The 14,600-nt window shown below is 56.6% G+C and carries 15 protein-coding genes; 10 read left to right on the plus strand and 5 right to left on the minus strand.

From position 1 onward, the window contains the following. Positions 1 to 24 precede the first annotated feature (24 nt). Positions 25 to 1,182 (minus strand): FAD-dependent urate hydroxylase HpxO, encoded by a 1,158-nt coding sequence (hpxO, locus tag IFU29_RS01220; protein ID WP_191932303.1) that lies wholly within the window; start codon positions 1,180 to 1,182, stop codon positions 25 to 27. A 254-nt stretch (positions 1,183 to 1,436) separates the two neighbouring features. Here hpxO and IFU29_RS01225 point away from each other — a divergent pair, with 254 nt between their 5' ends. The 3 genes from IFU29_RS01225 (at position 1,437) to IFU29_RS01235 (ending at position 3,114) form a co-directional block, all read left to right on the plus strand. Further along, positions 1,437 to 2,069 (plus strand): hypothetical protein, encoded by a 633-nt coding sequence (locus IFU29_RS01225; RefSeq protein ID WP_191932304.1) that lies wholly within the window; start codon positions 1,437 to 1,439, stop codon positions 2,067 to 2,069. A gap of 125 nt (positions 2,070 to 2,194) precedes the next feature. Further along, entirely contained in the window at positions 2,195 to 2,641 is a 447-nt protein-coding gene (locus IFU29_RS01230) for a DUF441 domain-containing protein (protein WP_062743327.1), read from the plus strand. A gap of 47 nt (positions 2,642 to 2,688) precedes the next feature. Continuing rightward, positions 2,689 to 3,114, plus strand: a complete 426-nt coding sequence (locus IFU29_RS01235) for a hypothetical protein (protein ID WP_191932305.1) — start codon at positions 2,689 to 2,691, stop codon at positions 3,112 to 3,114. Positions 3,115 to 3,559: 445 nt separating this feature from the next. Here IFU29_RS01235 and IFU29_RS01240 read toward each other — a convergent pair whose 3' ends face one another. Continuing rightward, the gene (locus IFU29_RS01240) at positions 3,560 to 4,834 is read right to left on the minus strand and encodes a Glu/Leu/Phe/Val family dehydrogenase (RefSeq protein WP_191932306.1); all 1,275 of its coding nucleotides are present in this window, start codon (positions 4,832 to 4,834) and stop codon (positions 3,560 to 3,562) included. A 405-nt stretch (positions 4,835 to 5,239) separates the two neighbouring features. On the opposite strand from IFU29_RS01240, the gene IFU29_RS01245 reads away from it, so the two are divergent. The 4 genes from IFU29_RS01245 to IFU29_RS01260 all read left to right on the plus strand — a co-directional run bounded on the left by IFU29_RS01245 (position 5,240) and on the right by IFU29_RS01260 (position 9,027). Next, positions 5,240 to 6,568 carry a D-serine ammonia-lyase gene (locus IFU29_RS01245; protein WP_191933086.1) on the plus strand — a complete coding sequence of 443 codons (1,329 nt, stop codon included), beginning with the start codon at positions 5,240 to 5,242 and terminating at the stop codon, positions 6,566 to 6,568. A gap of 152 nt (positions 6,569 to 6,720) precedes the next feature. Then, positions 6,721 to 7,920: an enoyl-ACP reductase FabV gene (gene fabV, locus IFU29_RS01250; RefSeq protein ID WP_191932307.1), complete on the plus strand. Its 1,200-nt coding sequence runs from the start codon at positions 6,721 to 6,723 to the stop codon at positions 7,918 to 7,920. Between the two features lie 117 nt (positions 7,921 to 8,037). Further along, positions 8,038 to 8,382 carry a hypothetical protein gene (locus tag IFU29_RS01255; protein ID WP_191932308.1) on the plus strand — a complete coding sequence of 115 codons (345 nt, stop codon included), beginning with the start codon at positions 8,038 to 8,040 and terminating at the stop codon, positions 8,380 to 8,382. A gap of 87 nt (positions 8,383 to 8,469) precedes the next feature. Further along, positions 8,470 to 9,027: a hypothetical protein gene (locus tag IFU29_RS01260; RefSeq protein ID WP_191932309.1), complete on the plus strand. Its 558-nt coding sequence runs from the start codon at positions 8,470 to 8,472 to the stop codon at positions 9,025 to 9,027. 58 nt (positions 9,028 to 9,085) lie between these two features. On the opposite strand, the gene IFU29_RS01265 is transcribed toward IFU29_RS01260, so the two are convergent. Further along, complete coding sequence (locus IFU29_RS01265) at positions 9,086 to 9,592, minus strand: phenolic acid decarboxylase (protein WP_191932310.1); 507 nt, start codon at positions 9,590 to 9,592, stop codon at positions 9,086 to 9,088. Positions 9,593 to 9,693: 101 nt separating this feature from the next. On the opposite strand from IFU29_RS01265, the gene IFU29_RS01270 reads away from it, so the two are divergent. Further along, positions 9,694 to 10,608: a LysR family transcriptional regulator gene (locus IFU29_RS01270; protein WP_191932311.1), complete on the plus strand. Its 915-nt coding sequence runs from the start codon at positions 9,694 to 9,696 to the stop codon at positions 10,606 to 10,608. Here the strand turns inward: IFU29_RS01270 and IFU29_RS01275 are convergent. After that, positions 10,605 to 11,759 (minus strand): MFS transporter, encoded by a 1,155-nt coding sequence (locus IFU29_RS01275; protein WP_191932312.1) that lies wholly within the window; start codon positions 11,757 to 11,759, stop codon positions 10,605 to 10,607. The two genes, IFU29_RS01270 and IFU29_RS01275, sit on opposite strands and share 4 nt — an antisense overlap. Before the next feature lie 283 nt (positions 11,760 to 12,042). Here IFU29_RS01275 and IFU29_RS01280 point away from each other — a divergent pair, with 283 nt between their 5' ends. Next, positions 12,043 to 12,417, plus strand: coding sequence for a hypothetical protein (locus tag IFU29_RS01280; RefSeq protein WP_191932313.1), 375 nt, complete (start codon positions 12,043 to 12,045; stop codon positions 12,415 to 12,417). Positions 12,418 to 12,434: 17 nt separating this feature from the next. Here the strand turns inward: IFU29_RS01280 and IFU29_RS01285 are convergent, their stop codons facing one another. Further along, the gene (locus IFU29_RS01285) at positions 12,435 to 13,466 is read right to left on the minus strand and encodes a substrate-binding domain-containing protein (RefSeq protein ID WP_191932314.1); all 1,032 of its coding nucleotides are present in this window, start codon (positions 13,464 to 13,466) and stop codon (positions 12,435 to 12,437) included. 111 nt (positions 13,467 to 13,577) lie between these two features. Between IFU29_RS01285 and IFU29_RS01290 the strand changes: the two genes are divergently transcribed. Continuing rightward, entirely contained in the window at positions 13,578 to 14,582 is a 1,005-nt protein-coding gene (locus IFU29_RS01290; protein ID WP_191932315.1) for a Gfo/Idh/MocA family oxidoreductase, read from the plus strand. Positions 14,583 to 14,600 lie beyond the last annotated feature (18 nt).

The following is a 14,600-nucleotide window of genomic DNA, read 5'->3' on the forward strand; positions in this document are numbered from 1 at the left end:
GCCCCCGGCCGTGCGCCACCGCAGCTACGCCAGCGGGCCACCCTGGATGGTTTCACTCATTCCGCTCAGGATCCGCTCCCCGGACTCCTGCTTCAGCCCGGCATACCATTCGGCAGTCACGGCAGGATCTTTGGCATGGGTGATATCGCAGCGCTTACGCGCTTTCAGCACCAGGTCTTTGACCCGGTCAGCGCGTCTGTGCTGGTAGCGCAGCAGGGCGTCTTCAATGCCCAGCGAGTGGCTCTGTAAGGTCATTGCCAGCACCACCGCATCCTCCATCGCCGCACAGCCGCCCTGGCCGATATCCGGGGTGGTACTGTGGGCCGCATCGCCCAGCAGCGCGATGCGGCCCTTCACCAGCCGGGAGAAAGGGTCGATATCGTGGATCTCGACGCGGTTGGTGGTGTCCGGGTTAAGCCGGGCGATCAGCTGCTGCACCGGCGCGGCCCAGCCGGAAAAGTAACGGGTCAGGTCGTCGCGCAGGGTACGACGATCCTCCGGCAAGCCTTTCGGCAGCGGTACGTCAAAGAAGAAGTAAAACCGGTTGCCGGCAATGGGCATCAGCGACACGCGCTTGCCTTCTCCGACAAAGGTCGTCCACTGATTGCCGGGTGCCAGGGACTCATCGATCTCCACCAGCCCGTTCCAGTTAACATAACCGGCATAGCGCCGTTCAGCGGCGTAGCCCAGTACCGACTGGCGGATCACCGAATGGGTGCCGTCACAGGCGATTAGCAAATCGCCCTCAGCCTGACTGCCGTCGTCAAAAAAAGCCGTCACGCCATCAGCATATTGCTCAACGTGGCTCACGCGTTTACCAAACTGCACCTGCTCACGTCCCCAGGTATCCAGCAGCATGCCCTGCAGTTCAGCGCGGGCCACCGGGTAAGGGCGCTCACCCGCAGCCAGCACCAGCGGATCCAGACTGAACTGCGTCAGGGTCTCTGCGCTAAAGGCATCCTTATAGGCCATCGCGTGCATCGGCCCGCCAATCGCGCGCAGTGCCTCTTTCATTCCCAGATAATTCAGGCATTTGACGCCATTAGGCCAGATGGATATCGCTGCACCGACCGGTTTGATCTCTTTGACCGCTTCATACACCTCGCTGTCGATCCCGCAGCGCTTCAGTGCGATAGCGGCGCACATTCCACCGATACCGGCACCAATAATGATTGCTTTCATCTGATTCTCCTTGGCCTCTTTAGCGATCATGAAGCAATTTCCATACCAGGCGGTGATATCGACGCCCACGGCGTTGCAGGCGGGGACTGCGGGCAGTCTGAAACGAAGGTTGCAGCAGGATGCCGCGTCGTAATGATGCACTGCACCGGTATCGTGCGTAACCGTTGCAACTTTTGTTCAGTCTTTGAAGGTTGCGCTGGTAATTTCTGTGATTTTTGCCAAAGTAACCTTCTGCCTCCTTAAGAGATATGGATATGACCACGATTGCCTGCCTGCACGCGGCGCGGAGTAATATTGAGGTGTTCGAACAGGCGCTGAACGCGCTGGATTATGATGACGTACAGCTGTTACACCGCGTTGAGGCCGATCTGTTTGCCCGCACGCAGGGTGAGCAGGGCGTCACGCCGGAGGTTATCGCTGCCACGCGCCAGGCGATTGCAGAGCTGTGTCAGCAGGCCGATGTGGTGATCGTCACCTGCACCACGCTGGGTGTGGCGGTGTGGGACGCGGAATTCAGCAAGCCGGTGCTGCGGGTGGATGCGACGCTGGCGAAAGTGGCCTCGCGCTATCACGGTACCATCCTGGTGCTGTGTACGGCCCAGTCGACGCTGGCCTCCACCACCGAGCTGTTCAGCGCCTTTATTCCCGGCAACCGGCTTTACGTCGAGCTGGTACCCCGCGCCTGGGCCTGGTTTAACCAGGGGGATATTGACGGCTATCATCAGCAGATCGCCGACTATATTCAGCAGCGGCCAGAGTGTGCCCTTGGCTGCATCGTGCTGGCGCAGGCGTCGATGAGCGGGGCGGAAAAACGTGTCAACAGCACGCTGGCGGTACTGAGCGGTCCGCAGGTCAGCCTGCAGGCCGCCCTGGAGGCGGTGCAGTAATTTCGCCGTTGAACCGCGGGCGGGCGGGATTGCGCAGAAAGAGGGAAAAAATAGTAGAGTCGTTACGGAAAATGCTTATGCTGTTAGCACAAGATGCTATGTCACTGTTTATCAGGAAGATGAAAATGTTCGATCTGTCCCTCGCCATACTGCTGTTCCTCGCTGCTCTGAGCTACTTCAGCCATAACATGACGGTCACCATCGCCCTGCTGGTGCTGGTCGCCATCCGCATGACGCCGCTGCAACAGACCTTTCCCTGGATTGAAAAACAGGGAGTGACGGTGGGGATCATTATCCTGACCATCGGGGTGATGGCCCCCATCGCCAGCGGCACGCTACCCGCCACCACCCTGATGCACTCCTTTTTAAACTGGAAGTCGCTGCTGGCCATTGCGGTAGGCATTTTCGTTTCCTGGGTTGGCGGGCGCGGCGTGACGCTGATGAGCAGTCAACCCACCGTGGTCGGCGGCCTGCTGATTGGGACGATTATTGGCGTTTCATTATTCCGCGGGGTGCCCGTCGGGCCCCTCATTGCCGCCGGCCTGGTGTCGCTGATGATCGGGAAATCCTGACCGGATATGCTATCCTGCCGCCATCATTCTTACAGACCGGAAAACATGTGAGCACTAAACAGGATAAACGTAACAAACGCGCCAAACTTAAGCAGAAGCAGGCGAATAAAACCCGCGCCCACGGCCGGCAGATGGATGCCATCGGCCGTCAGAACTATGAGGCGACGCCAGAGATGGTGGCACTGTTCACCACGTTGCCGGAGCTGGATGAAAGCGGCGATATGCCGTTTGTCGTGCCGGTTTACCACTGGTCGCTGGCGGAATATGGCTTTGATGGCAGCAATGACGAAGGGGATAAACTGCAGGTTGCCGCGCTGTGCGTGATGTACATTCACTGGAAAACCAGCGAGGGTGCCACCACCCTGGTGCAGAATGAGCTGATCGAAGCTGCGCTGCGCCTGGTGGAGGAGAATGACGCCTTTAAGCAGCGTTACCAGCAGGCCGAAGCCGAAGCGGGCATCACCAAAGCCTGAAAAAAAGGGCAGGCAACGTTCGTTGCCTGCCAGTCATCCTGCCAACCCTACTTCAATGTATCCCGCCTGCGTTGCGCCGCAAGCGTGGGCTACCTTTTACCTCTCCGGTCAGTTCGTCAGTTGGCACTGTGATGTCTGAGCGGAGCACATATCGTTTTAATGAGATTCACTCATTTTCTATCATAAAGAATGATAATAAATTATCTTTTATGTTCGGCTGATTCGCACAGAAAGGCGCTTTTATCGCTAACAGTGCGGACGACAGTAAGGGAAAGGGAATTTAAATTCCATTTATAAAGTGAATGAAACATAAATTCTTTGAAGCGGGTCAAACTTATGCCGGAGGGAAGGATGGAGGTGATAGTTTTGATAGATGCTATCAGGCGCTGAAAGGGTGGAGGATAACCGCAGGTAGCGGGGCAGACATCTCCACCCCGCTCACGCATCAGCCAGGATAGATACCGCGATCTTTACGTGCCATCAGAATGCGTTCACAAGCCACAATGTAGGCGGCGGTACGCAGGCTGCAGGATTTCTCCCGCGATTTTTCCCATACGTGTACCATCGCTTCCGTCATGATCTTATCCATGCGCTCGTTGATTTCGCTCTCGCTCCAGAAGAAGCTGGCCATATCCTGAACCCACTCAAAGTAACTGACGGTAACGCCGCCGGCGTTACAGACCACGTCCGGCACCACGGTGATGCCGCGTGAGGCCAGCACATCGTCGGCTTCCGGGAAGGTTGGGCCGTTCGCCCCTTCCAGCACCAGGCGACAGTGCAGTTTTTCCGCACGCTGGCGGGTGATCTGACCTTCCAGCGCCGCCGGGATCAGAATATCCATCTCCACGTCCCAGAAAGCCTCATCGTCGATCACTTCTGCACCGCTGAAGCCGGCAATCTTTTTGTTGGCCAGTTGCCATTCACTCAGCGCGACCAGGTCGATACCGGCCGGATTATACAGGGTGGCGGTATGGTCCTGGATCACCACCACGCGCGCGCCGGCATCGTTAAACAGGCGGGCAGCTTCACTGCCGACGTTACCGAAGCCCTGAACGGCGACTTTGGCACCTTCAATCTCGATGCCGCTGCGGCGAGCCACTTCGCGACCGGTAATAAACACGCCGCGTCCGGTGGCTTTTTCACGGCCCAGCGATCCGCCCAGATGGATCGGTTTACCAGTGACCACACCGGTGATCGTGGTGCCCTGGTTCATGGAGTAGGTGTCCATCATCCACGCCATCACTTTAGAATTGGTACCGACGTCCGGTGCCGGAATATCTTTTTGCGGGCCGATAATCAGGCCGATCTCACTGGTGTAGCGACGCGTCAGACGCTCAAGCTCTCCTTCTGACAGGCTGAACGGATCGACACGGATACCGCCTTTCGCTCCCCCGTAGGGCAGGTTGACAGCCGCACATTTGATGGTCATCCAGGCAGACAGGGCCATCACTTCATTAAGATCGACGTTAGGATGGTAACGCACGCCGCCTTTGCCTGGTCCACGTGACAGGTTGTGCTGAACGCGGAAACCTTCAAAGTGGCGAATGCTGCCATCGTCCATCTGCAGGGGGATGTCGACAATCAGGGCACGTTTAGGATGACGCAAGGTATCCACCCAGCGCGACAGGTCACCCAGATAGGGTGCGACACGATCGATCTGTTGTAAGTAAGTTGACCAGGCCGTTTTGCTGCCTTCAGAAACGTAAGAGAGCTTTTCCATAACAAACCTTTTTTGTTTAGCGCCTGTCCGTGTGGCGTATGACATCGCGGGCGGGTGGCGCTTAGTTATAAATACTGTAATACCGTGGATGACTCAGTACATCTCACTAAGTCGCGGATAATTTAACATCAAAAAAAGGTTTCAAAGTTTTTAAAATATTGTGAAATGACGGTGTGGGCAGGGATTCTCACTGCCTGATTGCATAGTTAGCAGCTGCCCCGGCTGCGACCTGCTATGGCAACAGTTGGCAGACGGTAATTATGCAGATAAAATGCATATCAGAAATTTTCTTATATTTTTCAAAAATTTGAATGAGATCAAACTTTGGCTTTTAGCGGGTATTTATCCACTCGCAGCCAACATCAGTCCGCTCACTGTACCGTGACAGGAGAAGTCACCATGTTAATGGATGTTGAACGCCTCAGGCAGGATTTTCCTCTACTTAATGAGCTTTGTTCCTTACAACCGGTTACCTGGTTTAATCCCAAGTCCACGACACTCAACGAAGCCTACCCTTACGTAGGATTGACCCGTGAGCAGGTGGCAGAAGCCAGTGCGCGCCTGCAGCGTTTTGCCCCCTGGCTGATGGAAACCTTTCCCGAAACCCGGCCGTGGCAGGGCATTATTGAGTCTGAACTCTGTGCGTTACCGCAGCTGCAACCCGTCCTGGATGCGCGCTACGGGCAGACGCTGGGGGGCAGGCTGTGGCTGAAAAAAGACAGTCATCTGCCCGTTTCGGGATCAATCAAAGCCCGGGGAGGCATCTATGAGGTGCTGGCTCATGCCGAAAAACTGGCCATCGACGCCGGGTTGTTGACCACCGCTGACGATTACCTGCGCCTGTCCGGACCGGCGTGTCGCCAGCTTTTCAGCCAGCAGCGCATCGCCGTCGGCTCCACCGGTAATCTTGGGCTCTCTATCGGCATTATCAGCGCCAGCCTGGGGTTTGACGTCACGGTACACATGTCGGCCGACGCCAGAGCGTGGAAAAAACAGATGCTGCGCGAGCGTGGCGTCAGGGTGGTGGAGTATCAGCAGGATTACGGTGTCGCGGTGGCGGAAGGACGTCGCCAGGCCGCCGCCGACCCACACTGTTTCTTTATAGATGATGAGAATTCGCACAACCTGTTTTTGGGCTATGCGGTGGCCGGGGAACGGCTGAAGCAGCAGTTTGACGCGCAGAAGATCGCGGTGGACGCCGATCGTCCGCTGTTTGTCTATCTGCCCTGCGGCGTGGGCGGCGGCCCCGGCGGGGTGGCTTTCGGCCTCAAGCTGGCGTTTGGTGATCACGTACACTGCATTTTTGCCGAACCGACGCACTCTCCCTGCATGCTGCTGGGGGTTCACACCGGACTGCATGACCGCATCGCCGTGCAGGACCTGGGCATTGATAATCTGACCGCTGCTGATGGACTGGCGGTAGGGCGTGCTTCGGGTTTTGTTGGCCGTGCGATGGAGCGATTGATCAGCGCCTTTTATACGGTCAGTGACCAGGAGATGTATGCGCTGCTGGGGCTGATGCAGCAGCATGAGTCGCTGGCGCTGGAACCCTCTGCCCTGGCCGGGATGAGCGGACCCTGGCGTCTCAGCGCCCATCCACAGCAGCTGGCGGAGCAGGGGATAGATGCCTTCGCCGGGGCAACCCATCTGGTGTGGGCCACGGGCGGCGGTATGGTGCCGGAAAAGGAGAGGGCAGAGTATCTGATGCAGGCTGAAAAGGCGCTTAATCTCTGAGCAAATGCCCGCGATAACGCCGCTGTGGTGTGATAAGCGCGTTTCCGGGCTTTGCCTGAACCGAGAGAAACGGTATTCTAGCGCCCTTATTTCATGAAAAATGACGACTCGCAGCAAGACGGGTCATTAGCGTTTCATATACTGAGGTCAATATGATTATTAAACCACGTATCCGTGGCTTCATCTGTGTTACTGCCCATCCCGAGGGCTGTAAAGCGAACGTAGCAAAACAGATCGAGTATGTCACCGCTCAGGGCGCGATCGCCTCCGGCCCGAAGAAAGTGCTGGTGATTGGTGCCTCTACAGGTTACGGCCTGGCGGCACGCATCTCTGCTGCGTTTGGCTGTGGCGCTGACACGCTGGGCGTGTTCTTCGAGCGTCCGGGTGAAGAAACCAAGCCAGCGACCGCAGGCTGGTACAACTCTGCGGCCTTTGAAGAATTCGCTACAGAAAAAGGCCTGTATGCGAAAAGCATCAATGGTGACGCCTATTCTGATGCCGTAAAGCAGAAAACCATTGAACTGATTAAAGAAGATCTGGGTCAGATTGACCTGGTCGTTTACAGCCTGGCGGCCCCGCGCCGTACGCATCCAAAAACCGGTGAAGTCTTTAACTCCACCCTGAAGCCCATCGGTAAGCCGCTGACGACCCGCGGTCTGAACACCGACAAAGAAACCCTGACTGACGTTGCGCTTGAGCCTGCGAGCCAGGAAGAGATCGACGGCACCGTGGCGGTGATGGGCGGTGAAGACTGGCAGATGTGGATTGATGCGCTGCTGGAAGCTGGCGTGCTGGCTGAAGGTGCTAAAACAACCGCCTTCACCTATCTGGGCGAAAAAATCACCCATGATATCTACTGGAACGGCTCTATCGGTGAAGCGAAGAAGGATCTGGATAAGCGTGTTCTGACCATCCGCGATACCCTGGCCGCTCACGGCAACGGCGACGCGCGCGTTTCCGTGCTGAAAGCAGTAGTGACTCAGGCCAGCTCTGCTATCCCGGTGATGCCGCTGTACCTGTCACTGCTGTTCAAGGTGATGAAAGAGAAAGGCACCCATGAGGGCTGTATTGAGCAGGTCTACGGCCTGTTTAAAGACAGTCTTTATAACGCCTCGCCGATTCTGGATGACACCGGACGTCTGCGCGCTGATTACAAAGAGCTGCAGCCAGAAGTGCAGGACGAAGTCGCCCGCCTGTGGCAGACCGTAACCGACGAAACGCTGAACGATGTGTCTGACTTTGCCGGTTACAAGGCCGAGTTTATGCATCTGTTCGGCTTTGGTCTGGACGGCGTGGATTATGCCGCGGATGTGAATCCCGATGTGAAAATTAAAAACCTGGTACAGATGTAATTCTGTCACAGAGAATAAAAGGGCAGCCTCAGGCTGCCCTTTTTTTATGGCAATCCAGAGAAAATAGAATAAACTTATTTTTCACCTTCAGGGTAGTTCGGCATTTAAGGCAAATTTATGATGATTTGGAGCGGCGTTGGTTTTTTTATTGCCGTGTTTATTTCCATCGCCTACGTCATCTGTCAATGGCTATTCGATGTTTTCTGGCCGGTCGGTTATTATTCGGCGCACTTATGGACGGTGGGGGTAACCCTGATCCTGTCCGCCACCCTGTCGCTGGCTCTGGTTTTAGCCCTGAGAAAAGAAGCATTTATACTGCTGATTGCCCGGATGACGGACAGCCGTCCGATGTATCAGGCAGAGATAACGCATCAATTCTTTTTTGTTCCTGTGCGTTACTGGCCGTTAATTTTATTCTTAACGGGAGTCGGGCTGTGCATGTGGGAAATGTATGGTAAATAGACTGACTCTTTCGAGAGTAATCTGATAGTTCCCACGCCGGTAATATTAATACAATAAAACTTAATTTGAAGATGGAAGGTCGAATAAATGAAATTCACTAAATCAATGACTCTGGCTGGTTCCCTGTGTATGGCTGTTGCATTAAGCAGTGCTGCAAATATTGCCGTAGCGGCAGAAGCGAAAACGACGACAGCAGGCGCGGCAGCATCGCAAAAAGTCTCGCTGCTGGGCGACCATCTTGCTTTCAACCTGCAAGGGTATGAAGTACAGCCTGTTCCCGGCGGTGGCCCGGGCAAAATGTACGTCAACAAGGCGGAAAAACGCGTCATGCTGATCGGTGAAGATGACATCCCGGTCGCCGGTCGCGGTGCAACGGATGCCGATTTCATTAATGGCATGAAATCCATCAAAGACAAACAGAAACAGGCTTCGCCGGACTATAAAGTTCTCAGCGAAAAGACAGAAAATGTCAAAGGTCTGGAAGTCTATCACATCGAAGCCACCGATAAGATGGATGGTAATAACGTGCAGCAGGCCACGCTGCTTTCTGCGGCAGATAACAAGTTCACCGTGATTCAGGTGATCTCGAACGCCAAAGACAAAACCGGCCACGCTGCCGCCGTGAACAATATCCTCGCTAAATAAGCCCCGATACTGTCAATAACGGTGACAAGGGGCGGCCCTGACGGGGCCGCCCCTTCTGCTATAATCCCGCCGGGAAATCTGCTGGTAATTCACTGGCTGCACAGTTAATCACCTCTTCATTGTTCTCTCCGCAGTCGCGGATTAGCGTCAGCGTCGCAAACTCATCAATCACTTCAACCGGCCAGACTGGACCTGCATCGCGATAGGCCTCCATCTGTGCAATATGATCATTCTGGAAGCAGACGGTCTGCTGCGGATTATTCATCACCCAGCGCGGGAAGAAGATGGTGCCGTGGAAAATGTTATCGCTCAGATTCACCACCAGGCTCACGCTGGTCCCGGTGGGTTCATGCCATGAAATTTTATAGACTTCGGCAGCAATGCGGACGATAAAGGCCTGCTGATCTTTCACCCAGCGATTTCCTACCATCCCGCTGTGGATACGGTAGTCTACCGTGTTGGCATTTTTCACATAGATCTCGTAATCCCAGCCATTGTCGTAGGTATACACCAGATGTTTGCCCACGAACTGACTCAGGTCATGCTGATTAAAACGGGTCATCATGTTTCTCCTTAATAATGTCAGCCCCTACTGTAACTCTGGATTTTTTCGATGAATAACGCTAATTTTGTGACAAAATGATCTAAATTTTCGATGAGAAGTCCATGTTAAGCAAAACCAGCATTGAACAGTGGGAGCTATTACAGGAAGTGATCGCCTGCGGCAGCTTTGCGCGCGCCGCCGAACGGGTCAATCGCAGCCAGTCGGCGATCAGCTATCAGCTGGGGCTGATGCAGGAGCGGCTGGGCATTGCGCTGCTGACGCCGCAGGGGCGGCGGGCCGTGCTGACCCCGGAAGGTCAGATCCTGCTGGCACAGGCCCGGCCATTACTGGATGCGTTTCACCAGCTGGAGAACCGCGCTGCTTCGCTGAAAGCGGGGAGCCGGGCGCGAATTGATCTGGTGGTCGACAGCATCTTTCCCCGGGGACTGTTGTTTGGCGTGCTGCGTCAGTTTCAGCAGCGCCACCCGGCCACCCAGGTACACCTGACGGAGGTGTTGCGCGGGGAAAGCGCACAGCAGTTGCAGCAGCGGCAGGCGGATATTCTGATCCTGACGCGTGAAAGCTGCGGGCAGTGCCCGGCCGAAAGCTTGCTGGATATTGATTTTATCGCTGTAGCCCAGCGCGACCACCCGCTGCTGGCGCTGGCGTCCCCCCTGAGCCACAGCACGCTGGCCAGCTTTCCTCGGGTGGAAATTCGCGACCGTCAGCGTCAGCAGGATGGCCAGCCGGCTGCCTCAGAGAACTGGACGTTTACCAGTATCGAAGCCGCCGTTGAGGCGGTTCTGCACCAGGTGGGATACGCCTGGCTACCGGCGTCACAGATTGCCCCATGGCTGGAAAGCGGGGAGCTGCAGCGGCTGCCCCTGAGCAGCGGCCAGCGGCGCACCAGCTCGCTGTGTATGCTGGTTGACCCACGCGTTCAGGCTGAGGAAGGCGAGATCGTCACGCTGCAGACCCTGTTTCGTGCCCTGCGCCCGGCGCAAACTGCGGCAGAGGAGGGCGGAGTTTCTTCTTAGCTGAAGTCAAACAGCAGCAGTCCGGAGACCACGGCGCTCGCCAGCGCCCCTGCCAGCAGGCCGTTCATCCCACCGTAAGAGGTCAGCAGGGTGGCCCCCAGCGACGGCCCCAGCGCCATGCCTCCGCCAATCACCAGATTGATGTTATTCATCAGCTTTCCGTCGTTGTCCAGCGCGGCGACGTGCGCCATGGTGAAGGGGGCCAAAAAGGTCCAGGTAAATTTAAAGATGATGGCAGCCAGCACAAAGCGGATCGCCAGCGGATGATGGACCAGTAGCATAATCGCCAGCGCCAGCAGGATATAGCCTGTCCACAGCAACGTGCCGGGGCGGAAACGTGCGGCCGTCACTGCCGCGCCCACTGCGCCAATAATACCCGCCACTGTCGCCACGGCCAGAATGTCACCGCTCTGCTGCGCGGACAGGCTGGCGCGTACAGCAATCTCACCGATAAACGTCCAGACGGCACTCAGGCTGACGTAAAACAGCAGGACGGCAAGGATCGCGCACAGTTTGCGCCGCTTCGGGGCCGGTCTCTGCGCACTGGCGCTGGCCGCCGCAGGCTGAAACCCCGCAGGCAGGTAGCGCAGCAGCGGCAGGCTGCACAACATCAGGAATGCCAGCAGCAGATAGACCACGGCAAGGCCGAAATGAGCGAACAGCGGCGGCAGGGCAAGCAGGCCGACGGTGCCCAGCAGCAACTGGCCCAGCACCCAGTAAGCATAGATGCGCCCGGTGTTGGCCGCGGCGGCGGCGCAGGTGATGCTCAGGATCATCAGCGTGCCACCGGCCAGCGAGGCAATAAACCGGCAGACCATCAGCAGGTCGACGCGGTGGGTCAGCGCCGACAACAGATTACCCAGAATAAACACCGCACCGGCCAGCGCCGCTATTTTCCGCCAGTTTACTTTCCCGCTCCACCACCAGGCCGGCAGCGTAGCTGCACTCATTCCGCCGAGTTCGCAGGAAAACAGGTGGCCGATCTGTAGTGTCGAAAGCTGCCACTGGCTGTGTAACTGCGTGGCGACTGCCGGTGCCATCATTAATACACCGGGCGAAACGGCGGCCAGTATGACCACCGCAGCAAATAAGCCGGGCGGGAAGTGAACGGCAGGCGATGAAAGGGGGGCGGACACTGATTTCGCTGGCATAGTTTTGCTCCTGAAATAGCCGATTTATTGTTCAATGGCGGGATGAAAAGCGGATAATAGGGCAATGTCAGCAGCGGAAAGGGTAACTTTGTGGCATTAATAAAATATTGGGCGGGGGTTGACCTCAGTTATCTCAGGCATGCTGTAAATGTGTCGCGTAGGAGGAAATAATAAAATTTAACCCTGCCCGGCAAGTACTGTGGATAGCTGGCGACATTTTTTGCTATCATTAGGAAAAATCGTAAATAATCCTGCAACAGCAGGATACTGACCTGGTGAGAAGATGAATAAATTTGCTCCGGTTTTGTTAGTCGCACTGCTGGCGACGGGTTGTACCCTGCCTCATCGATCGGCTCCGGCGGGTAATCCACCGCCACCGCCTGTCTCTCAGCCGCAGACGTTATCCAGCTTCGACTCCCGGGTCGCTCAGTGTCGTAATGAATTGCAGGTGATGCAGGCGTATAACGTCAGTGTTTATCAGCAGTATAATCAGCGCTTCGACCGGGTCACTGGCCAGCTGGAAAAATACCTGGAAATACGTGACAAAATCGGCAGCGATATTGCTGATGTCGCCACCCCGAAATATGAATACAACGTGCGCCGGGTCTGTGAAGATATCCGCAGTACGCTGATGCAGCTGATCATTAAAGAAGTCTGATGCGATCTCCGGGCAGGTTATTCCGGCCCCGGGGACATATTTTCCCGCGTATATAACATCAACTCGACTTTCCCGTCCTGATATTCCGTGGGGACGATCTCCCGCTCCAGCCGGTTTAACATCAGCGCCATCGCCCGGCGGGCGTGTTCACGCGTATTCTGATCCAGCGTCAGCACCACGGCATGATCTGCCAGCAGTGTGCGCGTGGTGGGGTAAAGCTCGTGCGTAATAAAGCGGGACCGGTTCAACAGCCGGTGCCGGGCGAGCACCTCTGCAATTTCACGATTTCCCAGTCCGGTGTTGTAAATACCCTGAATCTCCTGGCGATGATAAAGCTGTTCTTCCAACAGGCGGCTGACCTGCTGGCGGTCGTCCCGGGCAGCCAGCACTTTATGCACCCGCAGATGGGGAAACCTGTCGGCAATCACCGCACTGAATCCCTCCACCCGCTGTCGATGCGCCAGGTAGTCGAAGCGTCCGCTGATAATGATGATGTCCCCGGGGGCGTTTAGCATGTTGCCCATCAGTAACCCCGCCGTTCGCCCCGCCTGAAGCTGGTTGATCCCGACATGGCACAACCGCGCCGCGCCGGGGAGATCGGTCACCAGGGTGATCACCGGTACCTGCTGTTCCCGGCAGTGTTCCAGCGCGGCAAAGATCGCCGGGTGTTCATGGGCAAAAACGATAATCCCGTCGCGGCTGGCTGCTGCCCGCACGATATGTGCTGCCAGCTTTTCCGGCTCGGCTTCTGCGATCAGCGTGCGGTGCAGGGTGACATGACCATAGCCCAGCTGGCCGGCAAGCTGGCTGAAATCCTGAGAAAGCTGGCTGAAGAAAAAGGCGTCGCTGCTACTGAGCAGCAGTTCAATCTGCCAGGGCTGACGATGCGCGTCGGGCAGTTCTCGCTTCAGCCCCGCCTCTTTTGCTGCCTGCAGCACCCGCCGCGTGGTGGCCGGTGACACGCCACCCCGTTCATTAATAACCCGATCAACCGTGGCAATGCCCACGCCTGCCTGCTTTGCCACCGCTTCCAGCGTGATCTTCTTCACCCTTCACTCCGTATGATGGCTTCCCATCAAAATGTCGTTTCAGCAAGTATATTCGTTAACGTTATCCTGGCAACGAAACGTTAACATTTAACCAAAACAGGCGTCGCAACCATGGCACAGAAACGTAAGTTTGCCCTGCTGGGCACAGGATTTATCGGTCAGGTTCATGCAAAAAATCTGGCCGACCACCCGGATGTTGAGCTGGTGATGGTGGCTGACCAGGACAGCGCCCGCGCCGGTGAGGTTGCCGCGCGTTACGGCGCACGGGTGAGTACCGTGCTGGATGCCATCAATAGTGATGCCATCGACAGCGTGCTGATTGCCACCTCTACGCCCTCCCATGCGGCGTTCCTGACCGCCGCTGCCGCCGCAGGCAAGGCGGTATACTGTGAAAAACCGATTGACCTGTCGCTGGATAAAGCGCGGCGGGTGGTGGATGACGTCTCCCGCTATCCGGTGCCGGTCACCGTCGGGTTTAACCGGCGATTTGACCCCAGCCACAATCAATTAAAGCAGCATCTGCAGCAGGGCCTGCTGGGTAAAGCCGAGCTGATCCAGATGGTCTGTCGCGCCTCTGCGCTGCCGCCGCTGAGTTACCTGCAAACCTCCGGGGGGCAGATGCGTGACCAGGCCATCCATTTCTTCGATCTGCTGCGCTGGCTGACCGGGGACGAGGTCGACACCATCGGCGCACTGGGTTCGGCGCTGGCGATGCCTGAGATCAGCGCATTTGGCGATGTGGACACGTCAGTGCTGATGATGAAGATGACCAGCGGGGCGCTGGCACAGCTGGATAACACCCGCCGTACCGGGTATGGCTATGAGGAGCGTATCACCCTACTGGGGTCAAAAGGCATGGCGGAATCCGGCGCACAAAGCCCGCAGGGAGCCACGCTCTATACCACCGAAGGGATCACCCGTCCGGCCCTGTATGCTGACTGGTTTAGCCGGGTGAAAGAGACCTATTATCTGCATCTGGATGCCTTTGTGCGCTCACTGAACGGCGAGGCGGTATCGGTTCCCGGCCTGCAGGACGGGCTGCAGGCGCAGGCGATAGCTGAAGCCGCGGTGAGGTCGCTGGAAACAGGCAGTTTCTGTCAGGTGCAGACGATATAACATCAGCAGGGGGCCCGT

The organism is Erwinia persicina, assembly GCF_014838825.1.
In the GTDB taxonomy this organism is placed as follows: domain Bacteria; phylum Pseudomonadota; class Gammaproteobacteria; order Enterobacterales; family Enterobacteriaceae; genus Erwinia; species Erwinia persicina_A.